The following is an 18,529-nucleotide window of genomic DNA, read 5'->3' on the forward strand; positions in this document are numbered from 1 at the left end:
CGGAGTACTCCGAATCATGGGCGTGGAAAAGCCACGCCCTGGGCCTTCTCGTGCCCGGGCGCTGCTCGGGGAGTCGTGAGACAAGGCAGAACGGAGTGCTTGATGAGTTCAGTGGCCACCGACCGCGTCAGCTCATGCGTCACCGACGGGGATGTCGGCCAACCGTTCGCCCTCTCACCCGGCCAGACGGCGCTCTGGTACGCGCAACGGATCAGGCCCGACATCCCGCTCACCATCGCCCACTACGTCGAACTGCATGGTGCTCTCGACGTCGGCAGGCTGCTCTACGCGGTGGAGCGCTACGGCGCCGAATCCCAGGTGGGACACGTGCGCCTACTCGAGGTCGACGGGGTGCCCCACCAGCGGGTGGACCCCACCTGGCGGCCCGGCTGGGCTCGGATCGACCTTCGCGGCGAACCCGACCCCCGGGCCGCCGCACTGCGCTGGATGAACGATCACGCCAGCACCCCCATCGATATGGAGCGCGAACCGCTCACCATCAATGTCGTATTGCGGATCGGTGACGAGGACTGGTTCTGGTACGAACGCGGTCACCACATCGTGATCGACGGTTACGGTGCGATGAACGCGCTCACCCGCACCGCCGAGATCTACACCGCCGTCGGCGAACAGCGCGAGCCGTCGGTCTCCCGCGCCGCCGCGCTGGTGGATCTCTACGCCGACGAGTCCCGCTACCGCGAGTCCAGCCGCTTCCGCGCCGACCGGGAATACTGGATGGAACAGCTCGCCGGGGTCGGCGAGCCGATGACGCTGTCCTCGGTGACCGCCGCGGGCGACACCCACGACCCGGGCAGGCACCGCGCGACCGCCGTGCTGGCCCCCGAGGTCGACACCCTGCTCACCGACGCGATCGCCACGCACAGTTCGGCCAACTCCGCGCTCATCGTCGCCGCGCTGGCCGCCTACGTCCGCTCGGTCACCGGGGACCCGGATGTGGTGCTGAGCCTGCCGGTCTCGGCGCGCACCACCGTCGCGCTGCGCCGCTCGGCCGGTGTGGTGTCGAATGTGGTGCCGCTGCGGGTGCGTTTCGACGCGCACACCACCGTCGCCGACGTGGTGCGCCAGACCGAACTGCAGATCACCGGCGCGCTGCGTCATCAGCGCTACCGCTCCGACGACATCCGCCGCGACTGCGGGTACTCGCGCGACGCGCGCGGGTTCTTCGGGCCGATGGTCAACATCATGCTCTTCCACGACGAGCTGAAGTTCGACGAGATGGCCGGGCAGTTGCACGTGCTGGCCACCGGCCCGGTCGAGGACCTGTCGATCAATATCTACAACGGCGACGGCGGCCGCATCCAGCTCGACTTCGAGGCCAACCCCAAGCTCTACGGGGAGACCGAGGTCGCCGCGCACCACGGCCGTTACCTGGACTTCCTGGCCCGCTTCCTGGCCGCCGACCCGAGCACCCCGGCCCACGCGCTGACCGCGATCACCGCCGCCGAGCGGACCACCGTGCTGCGCACCTGGAACGCCACCGAGATGCCGGTGCCCCCGGCCACCCTGGTCTCGCTGTTCGAGGACCAGGTGCGCCGCAGCCCGCACGCCGTCGCGCTCGAATTCGGTGACCGCGCCATCGGCTACACCGAGCTCGGCGACCGGGTCAACCAGCTGGCGCGCGAACTCCTCGCGCGCGGCGCCGGGCCCGAGACCACCGTCGGATTGTGCCTGCACCGCAGCATCGAGATGGTCATCGGCATGTACGCGGTGCTGGCCACCGGTGCCGCCTACCTCCCGCTGGACCCCGAACACCCGGTCGACCGGATCGACGCCGTCGTCACCCAGGCGCGGCCGGTGTTCGTGCTGACCGCCGCCCGCGACGGCGTGCGGCTGCCCGCCGGGACCGAGCGCCTGGACCTCGACACCCTCGATGTCACCGGCCACCGCATCGCGCCGATCACCGACGCCGAGCGGCCCGCGCCGCTGCGCGCCGACCAGCTCGCCTACGTCCTGTTCACCTCCGGCTCCACCGGAAAACCCAAGGGCGTCGGCATCACCCACGCCGCCATCGTGAACCGGCTGCGCTGGATGCAGGCCGAGTACACCCTCGATCACACCGACGCGGTGCTGCAGAAGACCCCGGCCACCTTCGACGTGTCGGTCTGGGAGTTCTTCTGGCCGTTGCAGGTCGGCGCCCGGCTCGTCGTCGCCGCACCCGACGGGCACCGCGATCCCGCGTACCTGGCCCGCATCATCACCGAGAAGTCCGTCACCACGGCACATTTCGTGCCCTCGATGCTGTCGCTGTTCGTCACCGATCCGCGGGTGCGCGGCGGGGCCGGGCTGCGGCGGGTGTTCTGCAGCGGCGAGGCGCTGCCCGGTGCCACCGTCGCCGATTTCCACGCCGCGCTGCACGGCCCCGACGGTGGGCCGGAGCTGCACAACCTCTACGGGCCCACCGAGGCCGCCGTCGACGTCACCTACTGGCCGTGCCCGGCCGAGGCGACCACGGTGCCGATCGGCTCGCCGGTCTGGAACACCCAGACCTATGTGCTCGACACGCACCTGCGGCCGGTGCCGCCCGGCGTGGTGGGTGAGCTGTACCTGGCCGGGGTGCAGCTGGCCCGCGGCTACCTCGGCCGCCCCGATCTCACCGCCGACCGGTTCGTGGCCAACCCGTACACCCCCGGCACCCGGATGTACCGCACCGGCGACCTGGCTCGATGGCAGGTCGAGACCGGCGTGCTGGAATACCTGGGGCGCACCGACTTCCAGGTCAAGATCCGCGGCCTGCGCATCGAGCTCGGCGAGATCGAGTCCGCGCTGCTCGCCCAGGAGGGCATCGCCCGCGCGGTCTGCGTGGCCAGGGCGGGCCGCACCGGCGAGGACGAACTGGTCGGCTATGTGGTCGCCGCCGCCGACGCACCCGCGCCCGACGTCACCGCGCTGCTGTCCGGGCTGCGCCGGGGCCTGCCGTCCTACATGGTGCCCTCCGCGCTGGTGGTGCTCGACGAACTGCCGCTGAGCGCCAACGGCAAGGTCGACCGCAAGGCCCTGCCCGCCCCCGCGTCCGGGGTGCGGCTCACCACCGGGGCCGCCGCGCCGCAGACCGAACTGGAATGCGCGCTGGCCGAGATCTTCACCGAGGTCCTCGCGCTGGACGGCACCACGATCGGGGTGGAGGACAGCTTCTTCGACCTCGGCGGCAACTCGCTGATCGCCGCGCGCGCGGTGGCCCGGATCAACACCACCCTCGACGCCAACCTCACCATCCGCAACCTGTTCGAGGCGTCCACCATCGCCACCCTGGCCGCCTACATCGGCACCCACCGGCCCGAAACCTCCACGCCCAAACTGGTTCCGGTGCACCGGCCCGAGCGCGTCCCGCTCTCGCTGGCCCAGCAGCGGCTGTGGATCCTCAACCGCTTCGCCGAACACGCCGCCGCCTACAACATGCCGCTGGCCCTGCGGCTGACCGGCCCGCTGGATCTCGGCGCCCTGCGCGCCGGTCTGCGCGACGTGCTGGAGCGGCACGAAAGCCTGCGCACCAGTTTCCCCGAGGGCCCCGAGGGGCCCTACCAGCTGATCCAGCCCGCCACGCACCTCGAGCTCGAGCCGATCGACGCCATCGCCGCCGACGTGCCCACACTCGCCGCCGAGGTCGCCGGTCGCGGCTTCGACCTGCGCGCCGAGACCCCCCTGCGGGTAGCCCTGTACCGGGTCGGCGCCGACGATCACCTGCTGCTGGTGGTGCTGCACCACATCAGCGGTGACGGCTGGTCGGTCGCCCCGCTCGCCCGCGACCTCATGGTGGCGGTGAGCGCGCGCGCCGGTGGCGCGGCACCGCAGTGGACGCCGCTGCCCGTGCAGTACGCCGATTTCGCGCTGTGGCAGCGCGAACTGCTCGGCGCCGAAACCGATCCCGAGGCGCCGCTGGGCAAGCAACTCGGCCACTGGCGCCAGGCCCTCGCGGGGCTGCCCGATCAGCTGGACCTCCCGCTGGACCGCCCGCGGCCGCTGCAGCGCGACACCGGCGGCGACACCGTGGCCTTCACCATCGATGCCGAGATCCGGCGCGCGGCAGGCGAGCTCGCCACCGCACACGGGGTCAGCATGTTCATGGTGCTGCACGCCGCGCTGGCCACCCTGCTGGCGCGGCTGTGCGGCAGCACCGACATCACCGTCGGCACGCCGATCGCGGGCCGCTCCGATCCGGCGCTCGACGAGCTGGTCGGCATGTTCGTCAACACCCTGGTGCTGCGCACCGAGGTCGACCCGGCCGCGGGCTTCGATCGCATGCTGGCCCAGGTCCGCGACACCGACCTGGACGCCTTCGCCAACCCCGACGTGCCGTTCGAGCGGCTGGTCGAACTGGTGAACCCGGAGCGCTCCACCACCCGGCACCCGCTGTTCCAGGTGATGCTGTCCTACGACCGCACCCCGGAACTGCGGATCGAACTGCCCGGCGTGGCCGCCGAACTCGTCCCGCTGGAGACCGGCGTGGCCAAGTTCGACCTGCAGCTCGAGGTGCGCGACAACCACGACGACGGGCCCCTCGAAGCCGAATTCGGCTTCGCCACCGACGTCTTCGACCGCGCCACGGTCGAGGCGATCGCCCGCCGCTTCACCGCGCTGCTCACCGCCGTGATCGCCGCACCGACCACCCCGACCGGCGATCTCGACCTGCTCGACCGCAAGGAGATCGCCCGGCTGGTGCCCATCGCCGGTGCCCCCGCCGAGCCCGCGGGGACCCTCGCGCGGCTCTTCTGCGACACCGCCCAGCGCCTGGCCGACGCGGTCGCCGTGCGCTACCTCGGCTTCGACACCACCTACCGCGAGCTCGACGAACGCTCGAACCGGCTGGCGCGCAGCCTGATCGCGCACGGCGCCGGTCCCGAGTCGGTCGTCGCGGTCGCCCTGCCGCGCAGTCTGGAATCGATCGTCGCCGTCTGGGCGGTCGCCAAGACCGGTGCGGCCTATGTTCCCGTCGATCCGGCCTACCCGGCCGAGCGCATCGCGCACATGATCGGCGACTCCGGCGCGGTGCTCGGGCTCACCCTGCCCGAGCACCTCGCCGCCCTGCCCACCACCACCGGCAAGCATCGCCGCGCCCCGGAGTGGCTGGTCTTCGGCACCGCCGACTTCGAGGCCGACTGCGCGAGCCGGGCGGCCGGTCCGGTCACCGACGCCGACCGCAGGCTGCCGATGCGGCCCGGTCAGCCCGCGTATCTCATCTACACCTCGGGCTCGACCGGCACCCCCAAGGCGGTCGTCGTCACCCACGCGGGCATCGCCTCGCTGGCCAGCGAGCAGACCCAGCTGTTCAAGGTGGGCGACACCTCGCGCACCATGCACTTCTCCTCGCCGAGCTTCGACGCCTCGGTGCTGGAACTGCTGCTCGGCTTCGCCGCCGGTGCCACCATCGTGGTGGCCCCCGCCGACCTCTACGGCGGCGCGGAACTGGCCGCGTTCCTGCGCTCGGAGCGCATCACCCATGCCTTCATCACCCCGGCCGCGCTGGCCACCGTGCCCGCCGGGGACTTCCCCGAACTGGGCACCGTGATCGTCGGCGGCGAGGCGTGCTCCGACGAGCTGGTCGCCACCTGGGCGGGCCGGTACCGGATGCACAACATGTACGGCCCCTCGGAGGCGACCGTCGCGGTCACCGCCAGCGCGGCCGTGCTGCCGGGGGAGCCGGTGCCGCTCGGCGGACCGGTGCGCGGCATGCGGCTGTTCGTGCTCGACGGGCGGCTGCACCCGGTGCCGCCGGGCACGCCCGGTGAGCTGTACGTCTCCGGGCCCGGCCTGGCTCGCGGCTACCTCGGCAAGCTCGCGCTCACCGCGCAGCGTTTCGTGGCCAACCCGCACGGCCGGGTGGGCGAGCGGATGTACCGCACCGGTGACCTGGTGGTCTCCGATCCCGCCGGGCGCCTGCGGTTCCTCGGCCGCGCCGACGACCAGATCAAGATCCGCGGCTTCCGCGTGGAACTGCGCGAGATCGACCACGTGCTGCGCGAACACCCGGGCGTGCGCTCGGCGCTGACGCTGGTGCACGTCGACGAGCAGGGCCAGCAGCGGCTGGCCTCCTACGTCACCGTCGACGGCCCGGTCGACCCGGCCGCCGTCCTCGACACCGCGCGCGGCAGGCTGCCCGGCTACATGGTGCCCGCCGCCCTGGCGGTGCTGGACCGGATGCCGGTCACCCCGGCGGGCAAACTGGACCGCAAGGCCCTGCCCACCCCGGAATTCGCCGCCACCGCGGGCTCCCGCGCACCGCGCACCCACCTGGAGATGCGGGTCGCCGCGGTGTTCACCGAGATCCTGGGCCGCCCGGTCCCCGGCGCCGAGGACAGCTTCTTCGACATCGGCGGCAACTCGCTGCTGGCCACCCGGCTGGCGGCGGCGCTGCACGCGGACTTCGAGGTGGACCTGCCGGTGCGGCAGATCTTCGACGCGCCGACCGTGGCGGGGATCGCCGGACTGATCGCGGAAGCGCCCCGGACGCAGCGGGTGGCGCTGGCGGTACACACCCCGCGCCCGGGACGCATACCACTGTCGCTGCCGCAGCAGCGGCTGTGGTTCCTGAACCGATTGTCCCCCGAATCCAGCGCCTACAACATCGCGTTCGTCTTGCGAATCGGCGGAGATCTGGACATCGCCGCCCTGCGCGCCGCCCTCACCGACCTGGTGGCCCGGCACGAGGTGCTGCGCACCGTCTTCCCCGAGGACCTCTCCGGCGCCCAGCAGGTGGTCCTGCCGCTGGCCCAGGCGGTGCCCACCGTGGAACCGGTCGACACCGACGCCGCGGGCGCGCGAGCGGCACTCACCGCACTGGCGCGCACCGGCTTCGACCTCACCCGCCAGACCCCGCTGCGGATCTCGTTGCAGCGCACCGCCGTAGGCGAACACCTGCTCGGCGTGGTCGTGCACCACATCGCCGCCGACGGCTGGTCGCTCGGCCCGCTCACCCGCGACCTGGCGGTGGCCTACGTGGCCCGGACGGCGGGCGCCGCCCCGCTGCGCGAACCGCTGCCGGTGCAGTACGCGGACTTCAGCCTCTGGCAGCGGGCCGTGCTCGGCGCCGAGGACGATCCGGAGAGCATCGCCGCCACCCAGGTGGCGTACTGGCGCGCGGCGCTGGCCGAACTGCCCGACGAGCTGCCGCTGCCGTTCGACCGGCCGCGCCCGGCCGAACCGGTCGGCGAGGCGGGCACGGTGCGCTGCGCGGTCCCGGCGCGGCTGCAGGAGGCCATGGCCGAGCTGGCCGCGCAGACCGGCGTCAGCCTGTTCATGGTGGTGCGCTCGGCGCTGGCGGTGCTGCTGCGCGGGGTCACCGGCGGGCGCGACATCCCGATCGGCACCCCGGTCGCGGGCCGCACCGACGTCCAGCTCGACGAGCTGGTCGGCATGTTCGTCAACACGCTCGTGCTGCGCTCCGACGTCGATCCCGACCACAGCTTCGTGGAACTGCTGCACGCCGACCGCGACACCGAACTGGCCGCCCTGGCCCACGCCGACCTGCCGTTCGAACGGGTCGTCGACGCGCTCGGCCGCGACAGCCGGGCGAGCAACCGGCACCCGCTGTTCCAGGTCGCGCTGAGCATGCAGGACGACCGGACCCCGGAACTGGAACTGCCCGGCCTGCACCTCAGTGCCGAGGAACTCGACATCGCCCGCGCCAAGTTCGACCTGGAACTGCGGGTCGCGCCCGGCGACGCCGACGGACAGCGCTACGAATTCGTCTACGCCGCAGAGCTTTTCGACGAGACGACGATCGCGACGCTGGCCGAGCGGTTCGTGCGGATCCTCACCCAGATCACCGCCGACCCCCGGCAGCTGGTCCGCGATCTCGACCCGCTGACGGTCACCGAACACCGCACCTTGGTGCCCGCCCAGGGCCCGGCCATGGTGACCCCGGTGGTGCTGTCCGACATCGTCGAACGCGCCGCCACCCTGTTCCCGGACCGGCCCGCGCTGCGCTGGTTCGCGGGCGGCAGCGTCGCGGGGGAGATCGGCGAGCTCGACTACGCCGAGGTCGCCCACCGGGCGCACCGGCTCGGCCGGGCGCTCATCGCGCGCGGCATCGGGACCGGTGACCGGGTCGCGGTCGGGCTCACCCGGTCACTGGACTGCGCGCTGGCGATCTTCGGTGTCGCCTCCAGCGGTGCCGCGTTCGTGCCCGTCGACCCGCGCTACCCGGCCGACCGGGTCCGGCACATGCTCACCGACTCCGGTGCCCGCGCGGTCCTCACCAGCAGCGCCGACGCCGACGCGCTGCGCGAGGCCGCCGGGCCGCTGGAGACCCAGTGGCTGCTGATGGACGACGACACCCTGCACGCCGAGCTGGCCGGGTACTCCGGCGCGCCGATCACCGACGCCGACCGGGTCCGCCCGGTCCGCCCGGCCGATCTGGCGTATCAGATCTACACCTCCGGCTCCACCGGTCTGCCCAAGGGCGTCACCGTCACCCACAGCGGGCTGGTCAGCCTGGCACTGGACCTGCGCGAGCGGATGGGCCTGGACCGCTTCTCCAAGACGTTCTTCTTCTCCACCCCCAGCTTCGATGTCTCGGTGCTGGACATGCTGCTGGCGGTCTACTCCGGCGCCGAGATGGTGATCGGCCCGATCGACATCTACGGCGGCGACGAACTCGGCGCGCTGCTCGACCGCGAGCACGTGACGCACACCTTCCTCACCCCGGCCGTGCTGGCCTCGATCGACGCCGAGCGCTGGCCGCTGCCACACCTGCGCGGGCTGATGGCCGGTGGTGAGGCGGTGCCGCCGGACCTGGTGGCGAACTGGGCGCCGGGGCGGCGGTTCGTCAACGCCTACGGGCCCACCGAGTTCACCGTTATCGCGGCCATGTCCGAACTGCGCGTGGGGGTTCCGGTCACCATCGGTACGCCGGTGCGCGGCTCGCGCGCGCTGGTTCTCGACGAGCGGCTGCGCCCGGTCGTGGTCGGCGTGCCCGGCGAGCTCTACATCGGCGGCGCCGGGATCGCGCAGGGCTACCACCGGCGCCTGGGCCTGACGGCCGGACGTTTCGTGGCCGATCCGTTCGGCCCGGCGGGCAGCCGGATGTACCGCACCGGTGACGTGGTCCGCTGGACGCCCGCGGGCGAGCTGGACTACCTCGGCCGCAGCGACCACCAGGTGAAGGTGCGCGGCTTCCGCATCGAACTCGGCGAGATCAGCGCCGTGCTCGGCAGTCACCCCGAGGTCCGTTTCGCCCACACCGAGGTGCGCACGATCGCCGGTGACGACCGGATCGTGGCCTGGGTGCAGCTGTCCGAGGACACCGACCCGGCCACCCTGGCGGAGGTGCGCAACCACGCGGTCGCCCACCTGGCCGGGCACATGGTGCCCGCCTCGCTGACCCTGCTGGACCGGGTGCCGCTGACTCCGGTCGGCAAGCTGGATCGCGGCGCCCTGCCCGAGCCGGAGTTCACCACCGTCGCGGGCCGGGCACCGCGCACCGAGTCCGAGCGCCTGGTCGCCCGGGTGATCGGCGAGCTGGTCGGCGCGTCCGAGGTGTCGGCCACCGACAGCTTCTTCGACGTCGGCGGCAATTCGCTGCTGGCCACCCAGCTGGTGGCCCGGCTGGCCGCGGCCAGCAATGTGCGACTGGAGGTGCGCACCGTGTTCGCCGCGCCGACCGTCGCGGAACTGGCCGCGCTGATCGATTCCGGCCCGTCCGGGGACGACAACCGGCCCGAACTGGTGCGCGCGATCCGGCCCGAGCGGATCCCGCTGTCGGCGGCCCAGCACCGGCTGTGGTTCCTCAACCGGTTCAACGCCGGTGCGGGCCGCGAGAGCCAGTCGGCGGGTGCCTACAACATCCCGGTCGTGCTGCGCCTGCACGGCACCGTCGACCTCGATGCGCTCATCGCGGCTTTGCACACGGTGCAGCGACGGCACGAAACGCTGCGCACGGTGTTCCCGGAGAGCTCGGGGGAGCCCGAGCAGCTGGTGCTCGACCCCGAGGTCGCCGCGGTGACGTTGTTCCACGCCACGGCCGCCCCGCACGAGGTCGACAGCGCGGTGACGAGGTTCGCCACACCGGGATTCGACCTGGCGGCCTCGGTCCCGATGCGGGCCGCGCTGATCACCGTCGACCACACCGGGCTGCCGGTGCCCGCCCGGGCCAAGCTGGCCGTGGCCGGGTCCAAGGAGCACGTGCTGGTGCTGGTCGTGCACCACATCGCCATGGACGGCTGGTCACTGGAACCGCTCGCCGCCGAGGTCGCTGCCGCCTACCGGGCCCTCCGGGCGGGCGAACCGGCGGGCGCGGAGATCCCCGAGATCCAGTACGCCGACTACACGCTGTGGCAGCGTGACCTGCTCGGCACCGAGGACGACCCGGACGCGCTGATCAGCAAGCAGCTCGCGCACTGGCGCGGGGTGCTCGACGGCCTGCCCGAACTGCTGTCGGTCCCCGCCGACCGCTCGCGCCCGCCGGTGCCCTCCTACCGGGGCGGCACCGTGGACTGCGCGGTCGACGCGGCCACCCACCGGGCGCTGCGCAGCATCGCCACCGCCAACAACGTCAGCATGTTCATGGTGCTGCACGCCGCGCTGGCGGTGCTGCTGCACCGGGTCACCGGCACCGACGACATCGCGGTCGGCACCGCCAGCGCCGGGCGCGGGCACCCCGCGCTCGACGCGATGATCGGCATGTTCGTCAACACCCTGGTGCTGCGCACCGAGGTCGCCGACGACCAAGCCTTCGTCGACCTGCTGCGCACCGTCCGCGACGGCGACCTCGACGCCTTCGCGCACGCCGACCTGCCCTTCGAACGGCTCGTCGAGGTGCTCAATCCGGCGCGCTCGCAGGCACATCACCCGCTGTTCCAGGTGATGCTCTCGGTGCGCAACACCCCGGTCCGGATGCTGGAGCTGCCCGGCCTGCGGATCGAGGCGGTCGATACCGACGCGGGCATCGCCAAGTTCGACCTGCAGTTCACCTTCCAGGAATCCCAGACCGCCGACCGGGTCGGTGACGGCATCTCCCTGTCGGTGAACTACGCCGCCGACCTGTTCGACGAGGTCACCGCGCGCAAGCTCGGCGACCGGCTGGTCCGGCTGCTCACCGCGGTGGCCGCCGACCCGAACACCGCCGTCGGCGACCTGGCCCTGCTCGACGCCGTCGAGTGGACCGCGCTGGCCCCGGTGCACGGCAGCCGGGCCGACCGTCCGGTCACCCTGCCCGTGGTGTTCGGCGCCGCGGTCGCCCGCTCTCGCGACGGCGTCGCGCTCAGCGCGGGCGACACGGTGGTCACCTACGATGCCCTCGACCGCTGGACCAACCGGCTGGCCCGGGTGCTCATCGCGCACGGCATCGGCCCGGAAAGCCTGGTGGCCCTGGGTATTCCGCGCTCGGTGGAATCGGTGGCGACCATGCTCGCGGTCGCCAAAGCCGGTGCCGCCTTCGTGCCGGTCGACCCGAACTACCCGGCGGGGCGGATCAGTCACATGCTCACCGACTCCGGCGCGGTCCTCGGGCTCACCCTGCTCGCGCATCGCGACCGGCTGCCCGGCGACACCCGCTGGCTGGTCCTCGACGACCCGCACACCAGGGCCACGGTGCTGGGCACCGACGACTCACCGGTCACCGACGCCGACCGGATCCGTCCGCTGCGGCTGGCCAACCCGGCCTACGTGGTCTACACCTCCGGGTCCACCGGCACCCCGAAGGGCGTGGTCGTCACCCACGGCGGTCTGTCCAACTTCGCCGCCGAGACCGCCGAACGTTACGACGTGCGCCCCGGCAGCCGGATCCTGCACTTCGCCACCCCGAGCTTCGACGGCGCCCAGCTCGACATCCTCTTCGCGCTGGGTGGTGCCGCGACCCTGGTGATCGCCCCGGCCGGGGTGGTCGGCGGCGAGGACCTGCGCCAGCTGTTCATCCGGGAACGGATCACGCACGCGTTCATCACCACCGCCGCGCTCGGCACCGTCGACCCGGCGGGCGTGCACTCGCTCGCGCACGTTCTCGTCGGCGGCGAGGCACTACCGCCGGACCTGCTCGCCCGCTGGGCACCCGGCCGCAACTTCTACAACGTCTACGGCCCCACCGAGACGACCATCGTCACCCTGATGCCGCAGCCGATGAGCCCGCAGGGCCCGATCACCATCGGCGGCCCGATCCGCGGGGTGGCCGCCACCGTGCTCGACCGGCGCCTGCACCCCACGCCGATCGGTGTCACCGGCGAACTCCAGCTGGCCGGTTCCGCGCTGGCCCGCGGCTACCACAACCGGCCCGGCCTGACCGCGCAGCGCTTCGTCGCCGATCCCTACGGTGCCCCGGGCGAGCGCATGTACCGCACCGGTGACCTGGTGCGCTGGCGGGCGGGCGCGAGCTCGGCGCTCGAGGTGGAGTACGTCGGCCGCACCGACCACCAGGTGAAGGTGCGCGGATTCCGGATCGAACTCGGCGAGATCGACGTCGCCTTCGGCAGGCACGGCGATGTCGAGTTCGCCCTCACCATCGGGCACACCACACCGGCGGGGGCGACCGCGCTGGTGTCGTATGTCAAGGTGCGGGACGGCTCGGCACCGACCACGGCCGACCTGCTCGACCACGTGGGCGAGCACGTGCCCAACTACATGGTCCCGCAGGTGGTCATGCTGCTCGACGAGGTGCCGCTGAGCCCGGTCGGCAAGCTCGACCGCGCCCGGCTGCCCGAACCGGTGTTCAGCACCACCGAGGGCTACCGCGCGCCGGTGACCCCGGCCGAGGTGGCGCTGTGCGCGGTCTTCGCCGAGGTGCTCGGGCTCGAGCGGGTGGGCGCCGACGACGGCTTCTTCGAACTCGGCGGCAACTCGCTGCTGGCCACCAAAGTCGTTGCCGCCCTCCGGGACCGGGGCTTCGAGATGCCGGTGCAGATGATGTTCGGCGACGCCAGCCCGGCGGGCATCGCGGCCCGGCTCGACTCCGGCGACGCCGAGGCGGTGATGGCCGCGGCCACCGGCCCGGTGCTGGCGCTGCGGCCCTCGACCGGCCCGCACGACACCCCGCTGTTCTGCGTGCACCCGGCGATCGGCCTGTCCTGGTGCTACGCGGGCCTGCTCACCCACCTGGCCCCGCAGCGCCCGCTCTACGGCCTGCAGGCACCGCACGTGTCCGGCGACGACGGCTTCACCTCGATCCCCGAGGCTGCGGGACACTATGTCGCGCACATCAAGTCGATCCAGCCGCACGGTCCCTACCACCTGCTCGGCTGGTCGCTCGGCGGCCTGATCGCGCACGAGGTGGCGGTCCAGCTGCAGGAGCTGGGCGAGGACGTCGCGCTGCTGGCCATGCTCGACAGCTACCAGCTCGGCGACCGCTGGCTCGACACCGCGATGCCCAGCGTCGCCGACATCCTCGGCGAGTTCGGCGCCGATCTGCTCGACGGCGCGCCCCTGCCCGCCGACCTCGATCTGCCCGCCGCGGCCGATCTGCTGCGGGCGCAGCCGGGCCCGTTCGCCGCGCTCTCGGTGGAGAACCTGCAGCGCCTCTACACCGGCTACGCCGACGGCACGGTGATGGCCAATCAGTTCCGGCCCCGCCGCTACGACGGTGACCTGCTGTTCTTCACCGCCGCGGCGGACGAGATCAACGCCGCCGACCCCGGCCGCCGCGCCGAGGCCTGGCAGCCGTTCGTCACCGGCAACATCCACAACCACGACCTGCCCTGCAGGCACGCGGCGATGACCACCCCGGACTCGCTGGCGGCGATCGGCCCCGTGCTGCATCGCCACCTCGACGCGGTCCCGGAGATCACCGTGTGCGGCGGCGGCCAGAAGGAGATGCGTCCGTGAGTTTGGCGGTAGAAGTGCGTGGCCTGGCCAAGAGTTACGGCAAGGTCCGCGTACTGAAGGAGATCGACCTGGAGATCCCGGCCGGGACCGTGCTGGGCCTGCTCGGGCCCAACGGCGCGGGCAAGACGACGACCGTGCGGATCGTCACCACCCTGCTACGACCCGACGCGGGCTCGATCCGGGTCGCCGGGGTCGACGTGCTGGCCGACCCGGCCACCGCGCGCACCCGGATCGGGCTGTCGGGCCAGTACGCCGCGGTCGACGCGAACCTCACCGGCTACGAGAACCTGCGCATGGTGGCCCGCCTGTACGGCATGTCGCAGAAGCAGGCCGTGGCCCGGGTCGAGGAGCTGCTCACCGCGTTCGGCCTGGACTACGCGGCAGGCCGCCGGGCGGGCACCTACTCCGGCGGTATGGCCCGGCGCCTGGACCTCGCGGGCGCGCTGGTGGCCCGGCCGCCGGTGGTGGTGCTCGACGAACCCACCACCGGCCTGGATCCGCGCGGACGCCTGGACATGTGGAAGGTGATCGGCGACCTCGTCGACGACGGCACCACCGTGCTGCTCACCACCCAGTACCTCGAGGAAGCCGACCTGCTCGCCGACCGGATCACCGTGATCGACAAGGGCGGGGTGATCGCGCGCGGCTCGGCCGACGAACTCAAGACCTCCATCGGCGGCGACCGGCTCACCGTCACCCTCGCCGCCGGGCAGAACCCGAGCGCCGCGGTGTCGGTGCTGCGGCAGGTGGGCGTCGGCGAGCCGATCCACGAACCCGGCACCGACGAGGTCTCGGTGGTCGTCGGCAACGGCTCGCGCACCATGGTCGAGGCCCTGCGCCGCCTCGACGACGCCGGTGTCTGCGTGCTCGACGCCGAGGTGGTGCGGCCCACCCTCGACGATGTGTTCCTGTCCCTCACCGGAACCCCGGCCGCGCCCCTTCCGGAACCCGAAACCGACGAAGTGCAAGAGGAGATCCTGTCGTGAGTGCCCCGGACCTCGCGGTCGACGACTACGCGACACGCGACCTGCCCATCCAGCCGCCCACCCCACGCCCCGCCGTCCCCGTCGAGGTCCAGCCGCGCGCCCGGTTCCTGCGCGACAGCGGGATCGTGGCCTACCGCAACCTGCTCACCATCCTGCGCGTACCGACGCTGCTGGTGACCGCCACCGTCCAGCCGCTGATGTTCGTGTTCCTGTTCGCCTATATCTTCGGCGCCTCGCTCGGCGGGGACCAGTACCGGGAATTCCTGCTGGCGGGCATCTTCACCCAGACCGTCGCCTTCAACGCCGCCTTCACCACCGTCGGGCTGGCCGGTGACCTGCAGAAGGGCATCATCGACCGGATGCGCACGCTGCCGATGTCGCGGCTGGCGGTGCTGATGGGCCGGACCCTCTCAGACCTGGTCGTCAATATCCTGAGCCTGGGCGTGATGGTGATCTGCGGCTACATCGTGGGCTGGCGGATCAACGGCAGCGTCGCCGACGCGGCGCTGGCCTTCGGCATCATCCTGCTGTTCGCCTTCGCCATGTCCTGGGTCGGCGCGCTCACCGGCCTGATCTCGCCCACGGTCGAAGTGGCCCAGAGCGCGGGGCTGATCTGGATGTTCCCGCTGTCGTTCATCTCCTCGGCGTTCATCTCCGCGCAGACCCTGCCCGGCCCGCTGCGCACCATCGCCGAATGGAATCCGATCACCGCCGTCTCGGCCGCGGGCCGCAAACTCTTCGAGAACGACTCGCCGCCCAGCTTCGGCACCCCCACCGGGTGGCCCGCCGACAACTGCGTGCTCTACGCGGTGCTCTGCTCGCTGGCGATCCTCGCCATCGCCATGCCTGCGGCGCTGCTGCAATACCGCAAAGTCGCCAGCCACTAGCCGCGATACGCCGAAGGCCGCCTTCCCGGACGGGAGGCGGCCTTCGGCGTATCGATTCTCTCTCGGCTACCCGCGGCGGCGGGTCTTGAGCAGGTCGAGGCGCTCCTTGAGCAGCTCCTCGAGCTCTTCCTTGCTGCGACGTTCCAGCAGCATGTCCCAGTGGGTCCGCGGCGGCTTGACCTTCTTGGTCTCCACCGAGGTGCCCTCCATGAGCTGACCCTCCTGGCCGTTCCGGCACAGCCAGGTCGGCGGGATCTCCGCGTCGTCGGCGAACGGGACGTCGAACTCCTCACCGTTGTCGGTGCGGTAACGGGCGATCCGGCGCGGGGCCAGGTCGTGGTCGCGATCGGTCTCGTAGCTCACCGCTCCGAGCCGACTGCCTCGGAGTACGCGATCTGCCATGTGTGCTCCTGTGTTGTGTGGCGGCTGGCGCCGTGGGTTCTGTCATACAACCAACGCGCGCGAAGTCTGAACTGTTCCATTGTAGTCGCTGCCCGCTGAGCGAGACCTGCGCCGCCGGATCGGGGGGCGGGCGGCTAGGGTTTCGCAGCATGTCGCGCAGTCGCCTGCTGTCCTGCCTGTGGTGCGGGCGGGAGATCGTGGATTCCGAATCGGGTCGTCGTCGCCGGTATTGCCGCCAGTCGTGCAGGCAGCGGGCCTACGAGCACCGGAGCAGCCTGAAGGGAACCGGGATTCCGGAGGACGCGGTGGTGCTCTCCGCCCAGGAGGCCGCCGATCTGGCCGATCGCTGGTTCGCCGCCCGCTGCGCCGCCGAGGATGTGGCGACCGCGGTCGGCGAGGGCGCCGACGTCACCGAACTCGCCGAGCTCAGCGCCACCCTGGTCCAGCTCGCCCGGGAGGCCGAGCGGCTACGCTAAGCCGTGACCGGCTCGTCGCCGGAGCGCGCACGCAGGTACACCGCCGTCGTGCCCGCGCCGAGGAACAGGGCCACCGCCGCGGCCGCGCCCAGCGTCGCCGGGTCCGGCGCGGTGAGCGGCTGACCGCGCAGGGCCTGCCAGAGCACCAGGGTCAGCAGCCCGAAATAGCCGATCACCGCCACCCCGAGCAGCGCGGCCCGGGAGGTCTCCGCGCGCAGCCAGCGGTAGCGCGGCGCCAGCGCGGCCAGCACCACCGCGAGGACCAGCAGCACCTGGATGCCGTGCAGGCCGACGAAGTGCGGGATGCGCAGATCGCCGCCGGTGGTACTCCAGTGGGTGATCGGCATCGCGCCGAGCCCGTCCCGGGCGGCATCGCCCGCCGCACCGGGCCGCACGGTGTGCCCGGCCATCAACCCGACCACGGTGCCGTCGGACTGCCGCACCAGCTGCGGGCCGGTGAAACCCATCAGATAACCCAGCGCCATCCCGGTGATCGCCAGCCACAACCCTGCCTTCAGCGCGATCCGGGTCGGCCGGTCGGCCAGCTTCTGCCACGAGATGATCAGCGCCAGCACCAGAGTCGCGAGGAACAGCCCGGGCACGCCCGAGGCGAACACCTGCTGACCGATCGTGTTCACCGGATCGGTGGCGGTATTGAAGTGACTGAAGGTGCCGCGCGCGGCCTGTAGCGCGATGAATCCGACATCGGCGATCCCGGTGACCGCGATGACGGTCCCCAGCCACCAGGTCGCCCGCCTGCCGCGATGTGGCAGCCGCAGGATCCAGGCCAGCGTCAGCCCGTAGACGGCGAACGCGAGACCGAACTTGGCCGGTTTGAGCCAGACCGACTCGCCCAGCAGCATCCGGTCGTCGACGATCATGCCGACCACCGACACCAGCACGAGCGCGGTCATCACCGCGGAGTTCACCAGCAGCGGCCGGTGCCAGGGGTGTCCGTCGCGGGGCCCGGCGGACGCGAACGCGAAGCGGGGCAGGGAGCGGGGGAACTCGATCGTCGCCATGGTTCGACGGTAGGAATCCGGTGTGCTCCAACACCTCCCGCTGCGGAGCGGGATCACCGCCCGTACCCGGGTAGGGGGTCGGCCTTACCCGGGTTCTAGGGGTCAGATGCCCATGCGCCAGATCGCGGCGTCGACCGCGCGCGGCGAGATCGTCGCCAGGGTCTGCAGCACCCGGGTGTAGCGCGGGTAGAGCTCGATCGGGCGGGTGCGGATCGCGGTGAGGATCCAGGCGGCCGCGTCCTCGGCCGACAGCGCCGCGGCGTCGGCGTATTTGCCGGTGGGCGCGATCATCTCGGTGCGCACCAGCGGGAAACCGAGCGTGGTGACGTGCACCCCGCGCGCCCTGGTCTCCGCGCCGAGGCTGCGCCCGAACGCGCCCAGCGCCGCCTTGGACGCGTGATAGGCGGTGAACAGCGGCATCGATCCGGCCGCGACACCCCAGGTCGCCACATTCACGACGTGGCCGTCGCCCGCCTCGAGCATCGAGGGCAGCAGGCCCATGGTCAGCCGCGCGGCACCGAAGTAGTTCAGCGCCATGGTGCGCTCGTAGTCGTGGAAGCGGTCGGTGGCCTCGGCGGCACCGCGCCGGATGGACCGGCCCGCGTTGTTGACCAGCACGTCGATCCGGCCGTACCGCTCGAGCAGGGTCTTCACCAGCTCGTCGGTCTGCTCGGCGTCGGCGAGATCGCAGGGGAGCATCTCGGCGTCGCCGCCCTCGGCGCGCACCGCGTCGCGGACCGCGGCCAGCGGCTCGGGGGTGCGGGCCACCAGGATCACCCGGGCGCCCGCCCCTGCGAGCGCGTGCGCGGCGGCCTTGCCGACCCCCGAGGACGCGCCGGTCAGCACGACGGTCTTGCCCGCGATCTCGTGACGTTCACCGAGCACCAGCCGGGCCAGCGCGCGGGGGAGCGCGGGTGGGTTGAGCAGCACCGATTGGGCGAGTTCGGCGAACACGGGATCTCCTGTCGGACGGGGCGCATGAATTGACTAAT

At 72.1% G+C, this 18,529-nt stretch carries 7 protein-coding genes; 4 read left to right on the plus strand and 3 right to left on the minus strand.

Annotated features, from left to right (window positions below; genetic code table 11):
- The first annotated feature begins 102 nt into the window (after positions 1–102).
- The 3 genes from WA675_RS17275 (at position 103) to WA675_RS17285 (ending at position 15,637) form a co-directional block, all read left to right on the plus strand.
- Positions 103–13,764, plus strand: coding sequence for an amino acid adenylation domain-containing protein (locus WA675_RS17275; protein WP_336085591.1), 13,662 nt, complete (start codon positions 103–105; stop codon positions 13,762–13,764).
- Positions 13,761–14,750, plus strand: a complete 990-nt coding sequence (locus WA675_RS17280) for an ATP-binding cassette domain-containing protein (protein WP_336085592.1) — start codon at positions 13,761–13,763, stop codon at positions 14,748–14,750. Before WA675_RS17275 ends, WA675_RS17280 begins: the two co-directional genes overlap by 4 nt.
- Before the next feature lie 107 nt (positions 14,751–14,857).
- Positions 14,858–15,637 (plus strand): ABC transporter permease, encoded by a 780-nt coding sequence (locus WA675_RS17285; RefSeq protein ID WP_336085695.1) that lies wholly within the window; start codon positions 14,858–14,860, stop codon positions 15,635–15,637.
- A 66-nt stretch (positions 15,638–15,703) separates the two neighbouring features.
- Here WA675_RS17285 and WA675_RS17290 read toward each other — a convergent pair whose 3' ends face one another.
- Complete coding sequence (locus WA675_RS17290; RefSeq protein WP_067453486.1) at positions 15,704–16,039, minus strand: RNA polymerase-binding protein RbpA; 336 nt, start codon at positions 16,037–16,039, stop codon at positions 15,704–15,706.
- 149 nt (positions 16,040–16,188) lie between these two features.
- Between WA675_RS17290 and WA675_RS17295 the strand changes: the two genes are divergently transcribed.
- Positions 16,189–16,515, plus strand: coding sequence for a hypothetical protein (locus tag WA675_RS17295; protein ID WP_336085594.1), 327 nt, complete (start codon positions 16,189–16,191; stop codon positions 16,513–16,515).
- On the opposite strand, the gene WA675_RS17300 is transcribed toward WA675_RS17295, so the two are convergent.
- On the minus strand, positions 16,512–17,537 hold the full coding sequence (locus WA675_RS17300; RefSeq protein ID WP_336085595.1) for a hypothetical protein: 1,026 nt from the start codon (positions 17,535–17,537) through the stop codon (positions 16,512–16,514). The two genes, WA675_RS17295 and WA675_RS17300, sit on opposite strands and share 4 nt — an antisense overlap.
- 102 nt (positions 17,538–17,639) lie before the next feature.
- Entirely contained in the window at positions 17,640–18,491 is an 852-nt protein-coding gene (locus WA675_RS17305; protein ID WP_336085596.1) for an SDR family oxidoreductase, read from the minus strand.
- Positions 18,492–18,529: the final 38 nt, after the last annotated feature.

Source organism: Nocardia sp. SSK8 (genome assembly GCF_037034205.1).
In the GTDB taxonomy this organism is placed as follows: Bacteria; Actinomycetota; Actinomycetes; order Mycobacteriales; family Mycobacteriaceae; genus Nocardia.

What these genes read in the sequence shown, in the direction of transcription:
- WA675_RS17295 (WP_336085594.1), top strand. Translation starts at nt 16,189, where the DNA reads ATGTCGCGCAGTCGCCTGCTGTCCTGCCTGTGGTGCGGGCGGGAGATC.
- WA675_RS17300 (WP_336085595.1), bottom strand. Translation starts at nt 17,537, where the DNA reads ATGGCGACGATCGAGTTCCCCCGCTCCCTGCCCCGCTTCGCGTTCGCG.
- WA675_RS17275 (WP_336085591.1), top strand. Translation starts at nt 103, where the DNA reads ATGAGTTCAGTGGCCACCGACCGCGTCAGCTCATGCGTCACCGACGGG.
- WA675_RS17290 (WP_067453486.1), bottom strand. Translation starts at nt 16,039, where the DNA reads ATGGCAGATCGCGTACTCCGAGGCAGTCGGCTCGGAGCGGTGAGCTAC.